This window comes from Rhodococcus sp. (in: high G+C Gram-positive bacteria) (assembly GCF_049591685.1).
Taxonomy (GTDB): domain Bacteria; phylum Actinomycetota; class Actinomycetes; order Mycobacteriales; family Mycobacteriaceae; genus Rhodococcoides.
Genome location: NZ_JBAWFH010000139.1, coordinates 1 through 16,434 on the forward strand (window position 1 = coordinate 1; position 16,434 = coordinate 16,434).

17 protein-coding genes are annotated in these 16,434 nt (G+C 64.2%); 7 read left to right on the forward strand and 10 right to left on the reverse strand.

Features of this window, described 5'->3' with window-relative positions; all coding sequences use genetic code 11:
• Positions 1 to 155: 155 nt before the first annotated feature.
• The 6 genes from WBQ44_RS05950 to WBQ44_RS05975 form a co-directional block, all read right to left on the reverse strand.
• Complete coding sequence (locus WBQ44_RS05950; protein WP_495565803.1) at positions 156 to 863, reverse strand: TetR/AcrR family transcriptional regulator; 708 nt, start codon at positions 861 to 863, stop codon at positions 156 to 158.
• 31 nt (positions 864 to 894) lie between these two features.
• Entirely contained in the window at positions 895 to 2,010 is a 1,116-nt protein-coding gene (locus tag WBQ44_RS05955) for an acyl-CoA dehydrogenase family protein (protein WP_495565804.1), read from the reverse strand.
• Positions 2,007 to 2,993 carry an acyl-CoA dehydrogenase family protein gene (locus tag WBQ44_RS05960; RefSeq protein WP_495565805.1) on the reverse strand — a complete coding sequence of 329 codons (987 nt, stop codon included), beginning with the start codon at positions 2,991 to 2,993 and terminating at the stop codon, positions 2,007 to 2,009. The genes WBQ44_RS05955 and WBQ44_RS05960 overlap by 4 nt, the downstream gene beginning before the upstream one ends.
• Positions 2,994 to 3,091: 98 nt before the next feature.
• A complete protein-coding gene (locus WBQ44_RS05965) occupies positions 3,092 to 4,129 on the reverse strand; it encodes an acyl-CoA dehydrogenase family protein (protein ID WP_495565806.1) in 1,038 nt (345 codons plus the stop codon).
• The gene (locus WBQ44_RS05970) at positions 4,126 to 5,013 is read right to left on the reverse strand and encodes an enoyl-CoA hydratase (RefSeq protein WP_495565807.1); all 888 of its coding nucleotides are present in this window, start codon (positions 5,011 to 5,013) and stop codon (positions 4,126 to 4,128) included. The genes WBQ44_RS05965 and WBQ44_RS05970 overlap by 4 nt, the downstream gene beginning before the upstream one ends.
• Positions 5,010 to 6,557 carry a FadD3 family acyl-CoA ligase gene (locus WBQ44_RS05975; RefSeq protein WP_495565808.1) on the reverse strand — a complete coding sequence of 516 codons (1,548 nt, stop codon included), beginning with the start codon at positions 6,555 to 6,557 and terminating at the stop codon, positions 5,010 to 5,012. The genes WBQ44_RS05970 and WBQ44_RS05975 overlap by 4 nt, the downstream gene beginning before the upstream one ends.
• A 46-nt stretch (positions 6,558 to 6,603) precedes the next feature.
• Between WBQ44_RS05975 and WBQ44_RS05980 the strand changes: the two genes are divergently transcribed.
• Both WBQ44_RS05980 and WBQ44_RS05985 read left to right on the forward strand, forming a co-directional pair.
• Positions 6,604 to 7,791, forward strand: coding sequence for an acyl-CoA dehydrogenase family protein (locus WBQ44_RS05980; RefSeq protein ID WP_495565809.1), 1,188 nt, complete (start codon positions 6,604 to 6,606; stop codon positions 7,789 to 7,791).
• Positions 7,792 to 7,829: 38 nt separating this feature from the next.
• A complete protein-coding gene (locus WBQ44_RS05985) occupies positions 7,830 to 8,612 on the forward strand; it encodes an SDR family oxidoreductase (protein ID WP_495565818.1) in 783 nt (260 codons plus the stop codon).
• Between the two features lie 4 nt (positions 8,613 to 8,616).
• Here the strand turns inward: WBQ44_RS05985 and WBQ44_RS05990 are convergent, their stop codons facing one another.
• A complete protein-coding gene (locus tag WBQ44_RS05990; RefSeq protein WP_495565810.1) occupies positions 8,617 to 9,525 on the reverse strand; it encodes an SDR family oxidoreductase in 909 nt (302 codons plus the stop codon).
• The gene (locus WBQ44_RS05995; RefSeq protein WP_495565811.1) at positions 9,522 to 10,307 is read right to left on the reverse strand and encodes an SDR family oxidoreductase; all 786 of its coding nucleotides are present in this window, start codon (positions 10,305 to 10,307) and stop codon (positions 9,522 to 9,524) included. Before WBQ44_RS05995 ends, WBQ44_RS05990 begins: the two co-directional genes overlap by 4 nt.
• A gap of 111 nt (positions 10,308 to 10,418) precedes the next feature.
• Here WBQ44_RS05995 and WBQ44_RS06000 point away from each other — a divergent pair, with 111 nt between their 5' ends.
• From WBQ44_RS06000 to WBQ44_RS06015, 4 genes are read left to right on the forward strand one after another with little or no spacing between them, the layout of a single operon-like run.
• Positions 10,419 to 11,183: an enoyl-CoA hydratase family protein gene (locus WBQ44_RS06000; protein ID WP_495565812.1), complete on the forward strand. Its 765-nt coding sequence runs from the start codon at positions 10,419 to 10,421 to the stop codon at positions 11,181 to 11,183.
• A gap of 7 nt (positions 11,184 to 11,190) precedes the next feature.
• Positions 11,191 to 12,054, forward strand: a complete 864-nt coding sequence (locus WBQ44_RS06005; RefSeq protein WP_495565813.1) for a CoA transferase subunit A — start codon at positions 11,191 to 11,193, stop codon at positions 12,052 to 12,054.
• Complete coding sequence (locus tag WBQ44_RS06010; RefSeq protein ID WP_495565814.1) at positions 12,051 to 12,806, forward strand: CoA-transferase subunit beta; 756 nt, start codon at positions 12,051 to 12,053, stop codon at positions 12,804 to 12,806. The genes WBQ44_RS06005 and WBQ44_RS06010 overlap by 4 nt, the downstream gene beginning before the upstream one ends.
• Positions 12,803 to 13,879, forward strand: a complete 1,077-nt coding sequence (locus WBQ44_RS06015) for an NAD(P)H-dependent flavin oxidoreductase (protein WP_495565815.1) — start codon at positions 12,803 to 12,805, stop codon at positions 13,877 to 13,879. The genes WBQ44_RS06010 and WBQ44_RS06015 overlap by 4 nt, the downstream gene beginning before the upstream one ends.
• On the opposite strand, the gene WBQ44_RS06020 is transcribed toward WBQ44_RS06015, so the two are convergent.
• Both WBQ44_RS06020 and WBQ44_RS06025 read right to left on the reverse strand, forming a co-directional pair.
• Complete coding sequence (locus tag WBQ44_RS06020; RefSeq protein ID WP_495565816.1) at positions 13,876 to 15,027, reverse strand: acetyl-CoA C-acetyltransferase; 1,152 nt, start codon at positions 15,025 to 15,027, stop codon at positions 13,876 to 13,878. The two genes, WBQ44_RS06015 and WBQ44_RS06020, sit on opposite strands and share 4 nt — an antisense overlap.
• 116 nt (positions 15,028 to 15,143) lie before the next feature.
• Complete coding sequence (locus WBQ44_RS06025; RefSeq protein WP_495565819.1) at positions 15,144 to 15,440, reverse strand: DUF503 domain-containing protein; 297 nt, start codon at positions 15,438 to 15,440, stop codon at positions 15,144 to 15,146.
• Positions 15,441 to 15,650: 210 nt separating this feature from the next.
• Between WBQ44_RS06025 and WBQ44_RS06030 the strand changes: the two genes are divergently transcribed.
• Positions 15,651 to 16,434: MCE family protein (locus WBQ44_RS06030; RefSeq protein ID WP_495565817.1), on the forward strand; the 784-nt coding region annotated here is incomplete at its 3' end.

The window sequence follows — 16,434 nt, forward strand, 5'->3', positions numbered from 1 at the left end:
GACCCCGGGTGCTCGATCTCAGGCTGGTCGGCACGCTCGGGATTGGCGAACACGGTGGTGGGATCGGACTTGGTGAACTGATCGGGCATCGGTGTCTTCCTTTCGTCGTCCACAGCGATACCCCGGCCTCGGCCACGTAATCCCGCTTTGTCGCGCTACCCCGGAGCCTGCAGCCCCTGCATCACGAGTCGTAGATATTGATCGGCCAGCTGCTCGGCGGTCAACGCGCCCGACGGGGTGAACCAGCGGACTGCGACCCACACCGAATCGCGGAGAAACCGGTACACGATGACCGGGTCGAGGTCGTCACGGAACACTCCCTGGGCGATGCCGTCGTCGATGACTTTCACCCAGATGCTGCGGACGTCGGCCTCGGCCTTGGTGAGGTACGCGAACCGCGGGAACTGCGACAGGTAGTTGCGCTCGTTCTGTATCACCGTGATGGCGGCGCGATGATCTTCGAGCGACACGAACGCGGACGCGATCAGTTCGCGCAGTGTCGTCACAGGGTCCGATCGTCGATCGATGATGTCCGTGTAGGTTGCCATGAGATTGTCGAGGTAGCTCGACAGGATCTCCTCGATGATCGTTTCTTTCGAGTCGAAATGGTGATAGAGACTGCCCGACAGGACGCCTGCTGCATCACCGATCTCGCGCACAGTGGTCGATCGAAAGCCACGCTCGGCGAACAGTTCCGCGGCGATCTCGATCAAGGCCTGTCGACGTTCGGATCCTTGGCCCGTCTGGTTGCTCTGGTCGCCTGTTTTCGGGGTCCCACGCCTGCTGGGGGTCTTCGCGCCGGCCCTTTTTGTCGCGCCGGCTCCTGGTGTCGCGGTGCGGGGCGCTCTGGGTGATGCAGCCATATTCGCATTATCCACTTTCTCTACCCGAGCGTTAGGTTGGGGACACCGCACCGTGACTCGCAACGCCCGCTGCCTCGTCGAGGCTGCGGACGAGCTGCCGCGGCGTGCCAAAAAGGTGTGCGCTCGAATGCGCTCGTTTGAAATACAGCTGCATGTCGTGTTCCCAGGTGATCGCGATACCGCCGTGCAATTGAACACATTCGGCGGCAACGGTTTCGAACGCCTCCGAACAGTGAATGCGGGCAACGGTTGCGTCCGTGTGCCTGTTTCGCTCATCGGAGTTCGCTGCCGCGTACGCGAGCGCGCGGGCAGTGCGCACGAGGACCAACAGATCGGCCATACGATGTTTCAAAGCTTGGAAACTGCCGATGGGTCGCCCGAACTGCACCCTGGACTTCGTGTACGCGACGGTGAGTTCCAGGCACCTGGCCGCAGCACCGGCCTGCTCGCCGGCGAGGAGGATCATCCCGGTGTCGATTGTGCTCGTCAGTGCCGCCCTCGGGTCGACGACGTCGATTCTGCGTGCAGGGGCGTCGTCGAACCGAACCCGGTGAAGAGCTCGGGTGGGGTCCATCGCCGAACCGCCGGTGCAGGTTACGCCCGTCGACGCCGAAACCAGAAACCAGCCGAGGCCGTCGGGAGTCCGTGCGAGAACAACGAACACCTCTGCAACTGCAGCGTCGAGCACGTGATGTGCCGTTCCCGTAAGCAGCCAGCCTCGATCGTCTCGCGCCTCGACCGCCGTTTCGGCATCCCAGATTGCTCGGGCATTCGCGACGCAAACGGCCACGATGGTCCGGCCGGACGCTATCGCCGGTAGCAACGACCCCTTCGCGTTCTCGTCGTCGGTCGCAAGGAGAAGCGCCGCGGCCAAGCCCGACCCCAACGCAGGAGACGGCGCCAGCACTCGGCCCAACTCTTCTGCGACCACGACCGCCTCGACCGTGCCGCCGCCTGCTCCGCCGTATTCGTCGGGAATCGAGATGCCGCCCACTCCGATCTGATCGCACAAGATCGCCCACAGCGATGCGTCGTAACCGTTGGGCGACGCAATGGCGGAACGGACAGCTGCGGGTCCGGACCGTGAAGAAAGCAACGCTCGCAGCGAGTCTGCGAGCAACTGCCGATCGTCGTCCAGAATTCTCACAACGCCTCCAGCACTCGACGTCGGTGATGCGCCGCCGTGCCCCAGGCTGATTGCAGGGCCCGCACTTTGGTAATCCACATCGACAGATCGAACTCGGACGTATATCCGATCGCGCCGTGTATCTGCAGAGCAGCTCGGCTGGATCTGTACGCCGCCGCGCCGCACGCGACCTTGGCTGCAGACACGTCCCGCGCGGCAGTGGGGGAGTTCGCCGTCACCGACAGTGCCGCGTTGTAGAGCAGCGGACGAGCGAGCTCGAGACCGATCAACACGTCGGCCAACCGGTGTTTCACCGCCTGATAGCTGCCGATCGCCCGACCGAACTGGCGTCGCGATTTGGCATGGTCCGCAGAGGCGTCGAGCAATGCCGTTCCCGCACCTATTGTTTGAGCTGCGCAACCGAGCGCGCCCCACAGCCGAGCGGACTCGACGGCCGCGGAGTGGTCGACACCCGAGCCGATCTGCTGACCGGGCTTCAGCGTCGACAGCGCACGTGACGGGTCGAAGGAGAGCGAGACATTGTCCACGGTCGCCACGTGCACGGCGCCGCTGCGCACGAGCAGAACGAAATCGGCCACGTCGGCATCGAGGGCCCGAGGCATGTCCGGCTCCAGAGCAATGGAGGTAACTGCGTCACCGGCAGCGAGAGCCGTCAGCCGGTCGTTGCATTGATCGTCGGGCAAGGACTGCAGCAGGACCGGCGCGGCCACGATCGATTCGACGACGGGACCGGGAACGGCCCATCGACCGAGACGTTCCACTGCGACGACCATGTCGAGAGCGTCCGCACCGACGCCCCCGAATTCGGCGTCCACCATGAGGCCGGTCACGCCCAGCTGCGCCAGCGACTTCCACATCCCGCGCAACGGCTGAGAGTCACCCGATACCCGGGCTCGATGAATACCGGGAACATCTGCTGCGGACAACATGGCATCGATGCTCGACGCGAAGTCTTCTCTCGCGGCATCGAGTGCGAATCTCATCGGTCCCCCTTCGGCAGTCCGAGCAATCGTTCCGCGATGACGTTGCGCTGAATTTCGTTGGTGCCGGCGTAAATAGGCCCGGACAAGGAGAAGAGGTATCACTCGGTCCAGGGTCCTGCGATCTCGCCGTCGGCACCCAGAATGTCCAACGCTGTCTCGTGCAGTGCCACGTCCAGTTCGGACCAAAAGACCTTGGTGACGGACGACTCGGCGCCCAGATTGCCACCTTCAGCCAACCTGGTCACCGTTCCGAACGTGTGCAGGCGGTACGCCTGGGCATCGATCCACGCGTCGACCACACGGTCGGCCAAAGCAGTGTCGGACGGATCGCACCGCTGTTCGAACAGGGACACGAGCTGCTCTGCCGCCGTCACGAAGCGGCCCGGGCTGCGTAGCGACATTCCGCGTTCGTTGCTGGACGTACTCATCGCGACTCGCCAACCATCGTCCACCGGCCCGATGACGTCGTCATGGGGCACGAAGACATCGTCGAGAAAGATCTCCGCGAACCCGGGTTCACCGTCCAGCTGAGCGATGGGGCGCACCGTCACGCCGGCCGCTGTCAAAGGGAACATGAAGTACGTCAAGCCGCGGTGCCGCTCAGCCGGGGAATCGGACCTGAACAGGCCGAATGCCCGATCCGCGAAAGCCGCTCGCGAGCTCCACGTTTTCTGCCCGCTGAGTAGCCACCCACCGTCCGTGGGCCTGGCCGACGAACGGATGGCCGCCAGATCGCTCCCCGCCTCCGGCTCGGACCACGCCTGCGCCCAGATGTCGTCGGCGCGGGCCATCCTCGGCAGTACTCTCGCCAACTGCTCATCGGTTCCGTGCGCAAACAACGTGGGAGCGAGCAGGAAGATACCGTTCTGGCTCACCCGGGCGGGCGCACCCGCTGCGTAGTACTCCTCCTCGAACAGAACCCACTCGAGCATCGAAGCGTCACGACCACCGAGTTGTTCGGGCCACGACACGGCTGACCAGCGGTGTCGTGCGAGCAACCGTTCCCACTCGCGGTGCGCCTCGAAGCCCTCGACTGTGTCGAACGACGGCAGTCGAACCCGGGGCACGTTCGAACGGAGAAAGTCACGAGCTTCGTCACGGAAAGCTACGGTGTCGGCGTCGAGATCGAGGTTCACGACGCGTCGATTCCGTTCGTACCGCCGGCGGAGGATGCCGCCGAATCGCGCATCGACCGCGCGTCCATACCCGACAACGAGTCGGCGTCGACTTCCGCGTTGTGCGAGTGCGCGAAATGATGCAGACCGAAGACCGAATCCATTCCCGATCGCATACCCATCTGATCCTCGCACTGATTGACAGCCTTCTTCGTCAGAGCAAGACCGAAGCTCGGCATGGTCGATATCTGTTCTGCCAAGGCCATGGCCTCGGCCTGCAACTCTGCGCGGGGAACCACCCGGTTGATCATTCCCCAGTCGAAAGCTTCCGCGGCGGTGAATCGGCGACCCGTGAACAGAACTTCCTTTGCGCGCCGTGATCCGAGCATCCACGGATGCGCGAAGTACTCGACACCGGGAATGCCCATCCGGACAACAGGATCGGAGAAGAATGCGTCGTCGCTGGCGACGATCATGTCGCACACCCAGGACAACATCAGTCCACCCGCGATGCACGCACCCTGGACGACCGCGACAGTGGGTTTGGGAATGTCACGCCACCGACGGCACATTCCGAGGTACACCTCCATCTCGCGAGCGAATCGATGATCGCCACCTGTCCGGCCCACGTGGTCCCACCACAGGGCAGCGCGATTCTCGTAGTGGACGTCGACATCGCGCCCAGGGGTGCCGATGTCGTGACCTGCAGAGAAGTGCTTACCGTTTCCCGCGAGAAGAATGACCTTGACGGCATCGTCGTCCACGGCGCGGGTGAACGCCGTGTCCAATGCATACGTCATCACCGAGTTCTGTGCGTTGCGGTATTCGGGGCGATTCATCGTCACGATCGCCGCAGAACCGCGTACCTCGTACAGGACAACATCTTCTTCTGAATCGTGTGTCATCGGAGCTCCTCCCGGAGAACGCGTTTCAAGACTTTCCCGCCCGCGTTTCGGGGCAGTTCTCGTCGTACCACCACACTTCTGGGCACCTTGAACCCAGCCAATTGCCCGCGACAGAAAGCCAGGAGCGCATCGATGTCGAGCTGTGCGCCCTGCGAGGGGACCACGACGGCGACGCCCACCTCGCCGAGTCGCGAATCCGGTCTACCCACCACCGCGGCATCGGCGACCCCGTCGAAGCGGAGAACGGTCTGCTCGATCTCGGCGGGGTAGACGTTGAATCCGCCCGAGATGTACATGTCCTTCAATCGGTCGGTGATGGTGAGGTAGCCGCGCTCGTCGAGAGCGCCGACGTCACCGGTGTGCAACCAGCCGTCCTCGTCGACAGCTGCCCGCGTCGCTTCCGGGTCGTCGAGATACCCGAGCATCACATTGGGACCGCGCAGCAGCACCTCGTCGCGTGCGCCGATCCGAACCTCGAAACCTGCTGCCGCACAACCTGATGTGGTGGCCACGGTCAGAGCGTCATCGCCCGGCCTGCACATCGTGGCGACGACGGCTTCGGTGAGACCGTATGCGGTGAGAACGGTGTCGATGGTGAGCTCGTGGCGCATGCGTTCGATCAAAGACACGGGGACGACGGCGGCGCCGGTGACCGCGAGCCGCAACGAGGACAGGTCGAACCGATCACGGGCCGGGTGGCCGAGGATCGTCGAGAAGATGGTCGGTGCGCCGGGGAGAACGGTGATGCCGTGTTCGTCGACGGCGCGCATTGCGGCTTCCGCATCGAACACGGCCATCGGATAGATGGTCGCGCCGACCGAAAGTGCCGCGAGAATCCCCGCCTTGTAGCCGAAACTGTGGAAGAACGGATTGACCACGAGGTACCTGTCGCCCTCGGTCAAGCCCACGCACCCCGCCCAAGCACGGGCCACTGACATCGACTGCCGGTGCGCACTCATGGCGCCCTTGCTTCGGCCGGTGGTTCCCGAGGTGAACAGCACGTCGCAGACGGTGTCGGCGTCGACTGCGTCGGCACGTTCTCGCACGATAGATTCGAGCGTGTTCATGGCGATGGACGGAAGATCAGCCCAGCGAACGGCCCCGCTAGTCGGCGATGCAGGCTCGGCGCCTATCGGAAACGCCACGATGGCGCGGAGGCCGGGAAGCGCGCTGCGGTCCAATTCTTCGGCCCGGCTCACCCCGAGAAACCGCTCGGGTACGACGAGAACACGTGCGTCGGTGCGAGCGAGGATGTCGACGGCTTCGGTGGCGGTGTATCGGGTGTTGATCGGAATCAACTGTGCGCCGCAGTTGTGGACGGCGAGTGCCGCGACCACCCAGTGCCGACTGTTGGGCGCCCAGATCGCGATCCGGTCACCCACCTGCACGCCGAACGTCACGAAGGCCCTGGCAACCTCGATGACCTGGGTGTGCAGATCCCGGAAGCTCAGACGAACCGGGCCGTCGACGAGGGCGGGAGCGTCACCGAATGTCCGCGAGGCTCGCGCCAGCGCCTTCGGTGTCGTGTTCGCGTCGTCGATCACGGTCAACTCCTAGCTGAGCAAGGGCTTGGTTTGTTAACGTACCCGAATGGGTCGCACAGAGGGAAGAGTCGAGAAATCCGAAGCCGAAACGGTCGACAGCTTCCGGCGCGAGCTGCGAGAGTGGCTGAGCGATAACCTCGCCGGGCCCTACGCGGGACTCGTCGGGCTCGGTGGACCGGGGCGTGAGCACGAAGCGTTTCCCGAGAGGCTGGCGTGGGACCGGCACCTCGCCGCGTCGGGTTGGACATGCCTCGGCTGGCCCGTCGAGCACGGCGGCCGTGAACTACCCGTGATGCACCAGGTGGTCTTCCACGAGGAGTACGCGCGTGCCGGTGCGCCGGCACGGGTGGGCCACATCGGTGAGGAACTGCTCGGTCCGACACTGATCGCTTTCGGTACGGACGCCCAGCGGACACGCTTTCTCCCGCCCATCGCCGGCGTCGACGAACTGTGGTGCCAGGGGTATTCGGAACCGGGAGCGGGATCCGACCTCGCCGCCGTCTCGACGTCGGCGGAACTGGACGGCGAAGAATGGGTCGTCGACGGACAGAAGGTGTGGACTTCGCTGGCGCATCTCGCCGACTGGGCCTTCGTCGTCGCCCGAACGGAGAAGGGGTCGTCGCGTCACGCCGGGTTGTCCTATCTGCTGGTTCCGATGAAGCAGGACGGCGTCACCGTGCGGCCGATCACCCAACTGACCGGCACGTCCGAGTTCAACGAAGTGTTTTTCGACGGGGCCAGGACACCGAGGGACTTCGTCGTCGGAGAGCCGGGACGGGGATGGACGATCGCGATGAAAACCCTCGGCTTCGAAAGAGGGGTCTCGACGCTCGGCCAACAAGTGGGGTTCGCACGGGAACTGGACGGCATCGTCGCAGTGGCTCGTCGCAACGGCAGCATCGACGACCCATTGATCCGGGATCGCCTCACGCGGGCGTGGATCGGTCTGAAAGCCATGCGCGCATACGCGCTGTCCACTCTGGGCGGGACGGGCTCGAACGGCGAAGACTCCGTGTCGAAGCTGTTGTGGGCCAATTGGCATCGCGGGTTGGGGGAGTTGGCCATGGAGGTCGTCGGGGCTCCGTCCATGTCGGCCACCGACGGGGAACTGGACGAGTGGCAACGGTTGTACCTGTTCACCCGGGCGGACACGATCTATGGCGGGTCCAACGAGATACAACGGAACATCATCTCCGAGCGCGTGCTCGGACTACCTCGAGAGGCACGGCCGTGACGGCATCGAATGCAGGACACACCCCGGCGCACGGACCCTTGTCGGTGGCACCCCCGGAAACCCCCGGGCACGGGTTGCTCGAGGGCCGCGTCGTGGTGGTGACCGCAGCGGCAGGCACCGGAATCGGGAGTGCCACTGCCCGTCGCGCGCTGATGGAGGGCGCCGACGTGGTGATCTCCGACGTACACGATCGTCGCCTCGAGGCGACACGGTCCGAACTCGCATCGTTGGGTCTGGGAAAGGTCGAAGCGCTGACCTGCGACGTCACCGAATCACGACAGGTCGACGATCTGATTGCGGGAGCTGTGGCCGCCCTCGGACGCATGGACGTACTCGTCAACAATGCCGGTCTCGGCGGCGAAACTCCGGTGGTCGACATGACCGACGACCAGTGGTCCAGAGTCTTGGACGTAACGCTGGGCGGAACATTCCGCTGCACCCGCGCCGGACTCGACTACTTTCGTGGAGTCGACCACGGGGGTGTGATCGTCAACAATGCGAGCGTTCTCGGGTGGCGTGCTCAGCACGGACAGGCCCACTACGCCGCTGCCAAAGCCGGCGTGATGGCGTTGACACGGTGCAGCGCCGTCGAGGCAGCGCAATACGGGGTGCGTATCAACGCCGTCGCGCCGAGCATCGCCCATCACGCCTTCCTGGCCAAGGTGACCTCGGAGGAGCTGCTCGACCGGCTCGCCTCGGACGAAGCGTTCGGCCGAGCAGCCGAACCGTGGGAGATCGCCACAACCATCGCGTTCTTGGCGAGCGACTACTCGACGTACCTGACCGGAGAAGTGGTGTCGGTGTCGAGTCGACGCGCGTGAACGCTCAACGCGCGCCGTAGACGGGAACCGGTGTTTCGGCGTCGGCGAGCAGAGTGCGCACCGCAGCGCCGACTTTTGCCGGCGCCCACCGCGCGCCGTTGTCGACGCACGGCCCGTGCCGCCACCCTTCTGCCACCCGAATGATGCCGCCCTCCACCTCGAACACCCGTCCGGTGACATCGCTCGACTCGGTGCTGCCGAGCCACACCACGAGGGGCGAGACGTTCTCGGGAGCCATCGCGTCGAAACCGTTTTCCGGAGCGGCCATGTCGGCAGCGAACGCGCTCTCGGTCATACGCGTCCGGGCGGCGGGTGCGATGGCATTGACCGTCACGCCGTATGCCGCGAATTCGCTTGCGGCAACGAGCGTCAGACCCGCGATGCCTGCCTTGGCTGCGGAATAGTTGCCCTGTCCCACGCTTCCTTGCAAGCCCGCGCCCGAACTCGTGTTGACGATGCGCGCGTCGACGGTTCGCCCCGCCTTGTGCTCGGCTCGCCAGTACGCCACAGCGTGACGCAGCGGCGCGAAATGGCCTTTGAGATGCACCCTGATGACGGCGTCCCACTCGTCCTCGCCCAGATTGGCAAGCATCCGGTCGCGGAGGAAGCCTGCGTTGTTGACGAGCACGTGCAGTGACCCGAATGTCTCCGTCGCCGCGGCGACGAGACGCTCCGCCCCTTCCCAATCGGCCACATCGTCGCCGTTGGCGACGGCCTGTCCGCCTGCTGCTCGTATCTCGTCCACGACATCCTGGGCGGGCCCGGTAGACGCATCCGAACCGTCGATGGAGACGCCGACGTCATTGACGACGACGTTCGCGCCCTCGGCTGCGAACGCCAACGCGTGTGCGCGGCCGATCCCTCGACCGGCGCCCGTCACCACTACCGTTCGGTCTGTGCACAACCCTGTCACGAGGGAACCCTTTCGTTGTTCGAACCGGCGGCGTCCAGGAATGCAGGACGTTCGCCGCCGCCGTGGACGGCAATCATCGCGCCGCTGACATAAGACGCAGAGGGGGATGCGAGGAATACCGCGCAGGCACCCACATCGTCCGGCGATGCGAGGCGCCCAAGTGGAACGGTCCTGGCGACGGCCGCCACGCCGTCGGCATCTCCGTAGTGCACTTCGCTCAGTTCGGTGGACACCATGCCCACGGTCAAGCCGTTGACCCGCACCTTCGGTGCCCATTCGACGGCGAGAGAACCGGTGAGGCTGTCCAGACCTGCTTTGGCGGCGCCGTACGCGGCTGTCCCGGGGGAGGGCCGACGTGCGCTGACGCTGCTCACCATCACGATCGAGCCACCGGACTCCTGTTGCTGCATAACGTTGTTGGCTTCCTTCGAGACCATCAGCGGGGCGAGGAGGTTGAGCTCGACCACCTTGCGATGGAAGTCCGTTCCGGCATCCGATGCCAACGAGTAAGGAGCCCCGCCCGCGTTGTTGACGACGACGTCTAGACTGCCGTGTCGATCGACGATGCTCGCTATCATGTCGGCGACCTGTTCGTCACGGCGAACGTCGCAGGAATGGAACAGGGCAGTCCTGCCATCGGCCTCGACCGGCGTGTCCGGTTCACGCCTGGCGCACGCGACCACGACGTACCCCGCAGCGAGCAGTGATCGGGATATACCTGCGCCCACGCCGCGAACGCCGCCCGTGACCAGCGCGACGCGCACGCTGTCTTCGATGTGCACCGTGTGACCTCACTTTCCGACGATTCGCCGAACTTCCCCAGCAGGTTCGCCTCGCTGTGTTAACTTACCAAGCACATGCTTGCTTTGGACGACAAAAGTGAGGATTCGATCTTGACAGTCACCACATTCGAGCCGGAACCGGGAATCGTCACGGTCACGATGAACTTCCCGCCGGTCAATGCTCTACCCGTCGCGGGCTGGTTCGAGCTTGCGACGACGTTGACCGAAGTAGGAAAGAACCCGGCCGCCCGAGTTGTCGTGCTTCGTGCGGAGAATCGCGGATTCTGCGCAGGCGTCGACATCAAAGAGATCGAAAATTTCTCCGGTTACGAGCATCTGATCGGTGCCAACAAGGGGTGTGCTGCCGCGTTCTCCGCGGTCTACGACTGCGAGGTTCCCGTGATCGCTGCGGTCCAGGGCTTCTGTCTCGGAGGTGGAATCGGTTTGGTGGGCAACGCCGATGTCGTTGTCGCATCGGACGATGCGACCTTCGGTGTGCCCGAAGTCGATCGGGGAGCGCTGGGCGCCGCGACCCACCTCTCTCGGCTCGTACCCCAGCATTTGATGCGAACGCTGTATTACACGGCGCGTCATATCGACGCACGAACGCTGCAACATTTCGGATCCGTGTACGACGTGGTTCCCCGCGACGAATTGGACGAAGCAGCATTTCGTGTGGCGCGCGACATCGCGGCCAAGGACACGCGCGTCATTCGTGCTGCGAAGGAAGCGATCAACGGCATCGACCTTCAGCCCGTGCACAGCAGTTACCGATACGAGCAGGGATTCACGTTCGAGCTCAACCTGTCCGGCGCTGCGGACGAGGCGCGTCGGGAATCGCTGAAGCACAACTTTCGATCGACCGACGAGAAATGAGTTCGTCTTGACTGCACCGGTGCGACGGAACAAATCGACCACCTTGGACGCCGTGGTGGGGGAACTGGTCGACGGCATGACCATCGGGATCGGGGGATGGGGATCGCGCCGTAAACCGATGGCCGCTGTGCGTGCACTGCTGCGGTCGTCGCTGAAGGATCTGACGATCGTGTCTTACGGCGGGCCGGATGTCGGACTGCTGTGCGCCGCGGAAAAAGTACGCAGGGTGGTCTACGGATTCGTCTCACTCGATTCGATCCCGTACGACCCGCTGTTCGCCCGCGCCCGCACGAGTGGATCGATCGAGGTGCGAGAGATCGACGAGGGAATGCTCAACGCCGGCCTGCGTGCCGCCGCCGCGCGGCTGCCGTTCATGCCCATACGTGCCGGCCTCGGTTCCGACGTCATGAGCTACTACCCCGAACTTCGTACGGTCACGTCGCCCTATCCGGTGTCGGGCACCGACCTGTTCGAAGAGCTTGTGGCGATGCCCGCACTGAACCTCGACGCAGCCTTCGTCCACCTCAACCTGGCGGACAGCGGCGGCAACGGCGTCTACCTCGGACCCGATCCTTACTTCGACGACCTGTATCTCGCTGCCGCGCAACGCCGGTACCTCACCTGCGAGCGAATCGTCGATACCGCCGAACTCGTCTCGGCCGCGCCGCCGCAGGCAATGCTGACCAACCGCATGATGGTCGACGCAGTGATCGAAGCCCCCGGGGGAGCGCACTTCACCTCGTGTGTACCCGACTACGGCCGCGACGAGGAATATCAGAAGGCGTACGTTGCAGCCGCGCGAAGCGAGTCGGACTGGGCGCCCTTCTACGACAACTATCTTCACGCCTACGACGGAAAGGTAACCAGATGACTGCCACGGTCACCGCGACCCGAGCCGACATCTGCGCAGCCGCGTGCGCCGATCTCTTCGACGGTGCAGGCGAAATCCTCGCCAGCCCCATGGGCCTGATGCCCAGCATCGGCGCCCGGCTCGCACGCTCGACCACCGAACCGGATCTGCTGCTGTCCGACGGCGAGGCCTACCTCCTTCGCGAGACGCCGGCCCTGAGAGCCACCGCGCCGATCGAGGGATGGATTCCCTACCGTGCGGTTTTCGACGTCGTCGCGTCCGGGCGCAGGCACGTCGTCATGGGTGCCAACCAGCTCGACCGTTTCGGAAACCAGAACATCTCCTGCCTCGGTGATCACGCGAAACCCACACGCCAGATGTTCGGTGTGCGAGGCGGTCCCGGCAACACGATCAACCACCGCACGAGCTACTGGGTGCCTCGACACTCCACCCGCGTGTTCGTCGAGTCGGTCGACATGGTGTCCGGCGTCGGCTACGACAGAGTCGGCGACAACCCCGCCTTCAGATTCCTCGACATCCACCGTGTGGTAACCGATCTCGCGGTTCTGGACTTCGGCGGACCGAGTCGATCCATGCGGCTCGTCTCCGTTCACCCGGGAATAGACGTCGACCAGGTCTGCGAATCCACCGGATTCGAACTCGACATCTCCGACGTTCGCGAGACCCGAATACCGACCGAGCACGAGCTCACGCTCATTCGAACTCGGATCGATCCATCCGGAGCACGTGAAAAGGAGGTGCCGTCGACGTGAACCACCTGACGACACCCTTCACCGAGTTGGTCGGCGTGCAGCATCCAGTGGTGCAGACCGGGATGGGATGGGTCGCCGGGCCCAGATTGGTCGCCGCAACATCGAACGCAGGTGGGCTCGGCATCCTCGCCTCGGCGACCATGACCTATGACCAGCTCGAATCCGCCGTTGCGAAGACGAAGGCAACAACCGACCGCCCCTTCGGAGTCAACATCCGCGCCGACGCAGGAGACGCCGCAGAACGGGTCGCGCTTCTGATTCGCGAGCGCGTCATGGTTGCGTCGTTCGCGCTGGCACCGAAGCCGGAACTCATAGCGACGCTCAAGAACGCAGGCGTCGTAGTCATCCCGTCGATCGGAGCCGCGAAACACGCGAAGAAGGTCGCAGGCTGGGGTGCGGACGCAGTGATCGTGCAGGGCGGCGAAGGCGGCGGCCACACCGGCCCTGTCGCCACGACACTGCTACTGCCGTCGGTACTCGATGCCGTCGACATCCCGGTCGTCGCCGCAGGCGGGTTCTTCGACGGTCGCGGCCTCGCTGCCGCATTGGCGTACGGCGCGGCGGGAGTCGCAATGGGAACAAGATTCTTGTTGACCCAGGAGTCGACCGTTCCCGATGCCGTGAAGAAGCGATACCTCGCAGCGGGCCTCGACGGAACCGTCGTCTCGACGAGGGTGGACGGGATGCCGCACCGGGTGCTGCGCACCGAACTCGTCGACTCACTGGAAAAGTCCTCTTCCGCAGTCGGATTCGTTCACGCCGCACGCAATGCCGCGCGCTTCAAGAACATGACGGGTATGTCGTGGTCGACAATGGTGCGCGATGGACTTGCGATGCGCCGCGGCAAGGAGCTTTCCTGGGCGCAGGTCCTGATGGCGGCGAACACCCCCATGTTGCTCAAATCGGGCCTCGTGGACGGTGACTCGCGGGCAGGAGTATTGGCGTCCGGGCAGGTGGTGGGAATGTTGGCCGACCTACCCACATGCGCCGAACTGATCGACCGCATCATCGAGGACGCCGTCGATGCCCTGGGACGCGCAAACCGGTTGGTGTGCGCGACGCCGGTGGCCTAGCTCAACCGTTCGATGATGGTGACATTCGCGGTGCCGCCGCCCTCGCAGATCGTCTGCAAACCGTAGCGGCCCCGCGTTCGTTCGAGTTCGCACAGCATGGTGGCGAACAGTTTGGCCCCGGTGGCTCCGAGCGGGTGCCCCAAAGCGACCGCGCCGCCGTTGACGTTCACCCTCGACGGATCGGCCCCGACCTCTTTCATCCACGCCAGAACGACCGGTGCGAACGCCTCATTGATCTCGATGACGTCCATGTCGTCGATAGACAATCCGGTGCGTTTCAACGCGTGTTTCGTGGCCGGGATGGGAGCGCTCAGCATGAAGATCGGGTCACTGCCACGTGCGCTCAGATGATGGACGCGGGCCCGGGGGGTCAGGCGGTGCTCACGCACGGCTGCCTCGGAAGCCAACAGGGTTGCGCTCGCTCCGTCCGAAATCTGACTGGCAAGAGCAGCCGTGAGCCGTCCGCCCTCGACGAGAGTGGGTAGCGCCGCCATCTTTTCGAGTGTGGTCTGCCGCGGGCCCTCGTCGACGGTATGGCCGTCGACGGCCACGATTTCCCTGTCGAAGCGGCCTGTCGCGATCGCGTTTCGTGCGCGAGTGTGGCTCGACAGCGCGAACACTTCCATTTCGTTCCTACCGATATCCCACTTCTCGGCAATCAGTTCAGCGCCGCGGAACTGGGAGACTTCTTGCTTGCCGTAGCGGTGTTCCCACCCGGCCGATCCAACGAACGGGGTGTCGAAACCGTACTGCCGCCCAGCCGCCATCGCTGCAGCGATGGGAATTCTCGACATGTTCTGCACCCCTCCCGCGACCACGAGATCGGAGGTGCCGCTCATGATGGCCTGGGCGGCGAAATGGATCGCCTGCTGGCTCGAGCCGCACTGCCGGTCGACCGTGACGCCGGGAACCTGCTCGGGATAGCCTGCAGCCAGCCACGCTGTGCGGGCGATATTTCCGGCCTGCGGACCGATCGCATCGACGCAGCCGAACATCACGTCGTCGACGTCGACCGGATCGATCGGGGTTCGGTCGAGTAGCGAGCGCAGAACGTGAGCGCCGAGGTCTGCTGGATGGACTGTCGACAGCGACCCCCCGCGTTTGCCGACGGGGGTCCGAACGGCATCGATGACATAGGCCTCTGGCATTGCGTTCCTCGCGTTCGGTCCCGGCGTCCACAGACGCGGCTGGTGGCACATGCGATCGTAACAACCAAGCGGTTGTTTAACTGCAGAACGACCGGATCGACCAGCTTGCCTTCAGGTCAGACGTCATCGCTCCTGATGACGCGCCGCCGAACACCGACGAGCTCGACCTCCGGGCGAGCGGCGCCGAAACTCTCCAGTCTGTCGAGAACCTCGGACGCGTGTGCACCGTCGGACGCGACGAGGGAGGCACCTATGGCTGCTCGACGATGCAGATCCAGGTGATCCACCTCGGCAGCCGAGATCGCGAATTTGCGGTGCAGCTCCGCCACGATGGGTCGCACTACCGAGCGCTTCTGCTTCAGCGAACGAACGTCGCCGAGCAGGAAATCGAATTCGATCCATCCAATCCACATATGAGGGTGGAGCGTACTGTTCACTGCGCTTGCCGTACAGCAGTTGGTGCTTCGGTTCAGCGGGTTCGATCAGGTGTGACGCACTCGTCACCCGCGGGATGTGGCTGTTACCGACAGTTACATTAATATCCGAGCCATGATCGATTCCCCCTCGTTCGGCGCCGTCGCTGCGCGCAAACATGTTTTGGCGCTGCTGCGACGCGTTGCTTCGTGATCACGTCCACATCGCCGCTACGGCGTCGCCTGCTCGGGCTGTCGTTGGTCGTGACCGTCGTCCTCTTCGTCGGGTGGTCGGTCACCTCGTACAACAAGACGTTCAAAGATGTCGTGATGGTCGACCTGCTCACCGATTCGGTGGGTAATGCGTTGCCGTCGAATGCCGATGTGAAGGTCCGCGGTTTGATCGTGGGCGAGGTGCGGTCGGCGTCGTCGGTTGACGGTGTGGTCACCGCGAAGTTGGCGATCGAGCCGGACAAGGCGCCGTTGATTCCGTCGAACGCGACAGCTCGGCTGTTGCCGAAGACGTTGTTCGGTGAGCGCTATGTCGCGTTGATGGTTCCGGAGGATGCGCCTGCGTCGCCGATCACCGATGGCTCGGTGCTGCGGCAGGACACCAGCGGCAACGCCATCGAGGTCGGGCAGTTGCTGGACAATCTGCTGCCGTTGCTCGAAGCGATTCCGCCGCAGGATCTGTCGAACACGCTCGGTGCGTTGTCGCAGGGTCTGTCCGGTCGGGGTGCGGAACTGGGGTTGACGATCGATCGGCTCGAGAACATCTTCCGCGGGCTCAACACCGAGTTGCCGAACATTCAGGAAGATCTGCGTGGGTTGGCCGATTTCTCGCAGACCTACGCCGATGCGGGTCCGCAGTTGGTGGAGGCTCTGGACAACTTGTCGGTCACCGGTAATACGTTGGTCGAGCAGCGTCCGGCGGTCGATACGTTGATCGCGTCTCTGACGGCGACGGGTGCGTCGACGGCGGATTTCCTGGAGG

Excerpts from the sequence above, each read along its gene's own strand:
- WBQ44_RS05950 (WP_495565803.1), bottom strand. The coding sequence starts at position 863 with ATGGCTGCATCACCCAGAGCGCCCCGCACCGCGACACCAGGAGCCGGC.
- WBQ44_RS05960 (WP_495565805.1), bottom strand. The coding sequence starts at position 2,993 with ATGAGATTCGCACTCGATGCCGCGAGAGAAGACTTCGCGTCGAGCATC.
- WBQ44_RS05970 (WP_495565807.1), bottom strand. The coding sequence starts at position 5,013 with ATGACACACGATTCAGAAGAAGATGTTGTCCTGTACGAGGTACGCGGT.
- WBQ44_RS05980 (WP_495565809.1), top strand. The coding sequence starts at position 6,604 with ATGGGTCGCACAGAGGGAAGAGTCGAGAAATCCGAAGCCGAAACGGTC.
- WBQ44_RS06010 (WP_495565814.1), top strand. The coding sequence starts at position 12,051 with ATGACTGCCACGGTCACCGCGACCCGAGCCGACATCTGCGCAGCCGCG.
- WBQ44_RS06020 (WP_495565816.1), bottom strand. The coding sequence starts at position 15,027 with ATGCCAGAGGCCTATGTCATCGATGCCGTTCGGACCCCCGTCGGCAAA.
- WBQ44_RS06025 (WP_495565819.1), bottom strand. The coding sequence starts at position 15,440 with ATGTGGATTGGATGGATCGAATTCGATTTCCTGCTCGGCGACGTTCGT.